Origin of the sequence: Lamprobacter modestohalophilus, assembly GCF_016583905.1 — a bacterium.
Classification (GTDB): Bacteria; Pseudomonadota; Gammaproteobacteria; order Chromatiales; family Chromatiaceae; genus Lamprobacter; species Lamprobacter modestohalophilus.
The window spans coordinates 1-904 of the sequence record NZ_NRRY01000180.1 but is presented as its reverse complement, the minus strand read 5'-3'; the positions used below and the strand labels follow the sequence as shown (position 1 = coordinate 904).

Genomic DNA, 904 nt, shown 5'->3' with positions numbered 1-904 from the left:
CTGATAACGGCGTGGGTGGCGGGTTCCCGGAATGTTGCGATGGGCCAGTTCGTCGATCAGCACCACGGCCGGCGCACGTTTGAGAATGGCATCCAGGTTCAGCTCCCGAAACTGTGCGCCCCGATACGCGAGCGGCATCAGGGGAATGGACTCCAGTCCTTCGCACAGCGACTCGGTTTCCTGCCGGCCATGGCTCTCGATGATCCCGATGACGATATCGGCGCCCTCGCGCCGCGCCTCACGCGCGGCCTCCAGCATCTTGTAGGTCTTGCCGACGCCGGGGAAGGCGCCCAAGAATATCTTGAGCGCCCCGTGCCGCTCGCGCTTGATGGCCGATAGCAGGGCTTGGGGGTCGGGCCGATGATCCTCTGTCACCTTCATGGCGTTACGCCGGCCTCTAGACCGAGGTCGGCAAGTGCCAGGTTCAACCGCAGCACATTGACCCGCGGCTGCCCCAGTACCCCAAGCACCGGAGACTCCACATGTGCCGCCACCAAGGCCGCAATAGCCGCGCGGGGCAGCCCGCGCGCGGCGGCGACCCGGTCGATCTGAAGTTCGGCCGCTTCCGGGCTGATGTGCGGGTCGATGCCCGACCCGGAGGCAGCGATGAGATCGACCGGGATCGCCGTCGGTTCCACGGCATTGGCGGCTGCGATCTCGCTTGAGCTGGCCCTGGCCCGCTCGCGCAACGCTGGGTTGCTGGATGCGAGGTTGGAACCGGAGACGCCAAAGGGATCATAACCGGCAGCCGAGGGGCGGCCATGAAAATAGCCCGGCGCCTTGAACGGCTGGCCGACCAGTGCCGAGCCGATCACCGTGCCATCGCGTTCGACGAAGCTGCCGGTGGACTGCTCAGGAAACAGGACGCCACCGATCGCCACGGTGAGCAGCGGGTAGAGGACAC

1 protein-coding gene and 1 pseudogene are annotated in these 904 nt (G+C 66.4%); both read right to left on the bottom strand.

Going from position 1 to position 904, the window contains the following annotated elements; genetic code table 11:
• Positions 1-381 (bottom strand): annotated as a pseudogene (locus CKO42_RS26740) (sensor histidine kinase KdpD); the annotation flags it as partial.
• The coding region (gene kdpC / locus CKO42_RS26735) for a potassium-transporting ATPase subunit KdpC (protein WP_200252791.1) at positions 378-904 on the bottom strand (527 nt) is incomplete at its 5' end. The gene kdpC and the pseudogene CKO42_RS26740, both read right to left, overlap by 4 nt.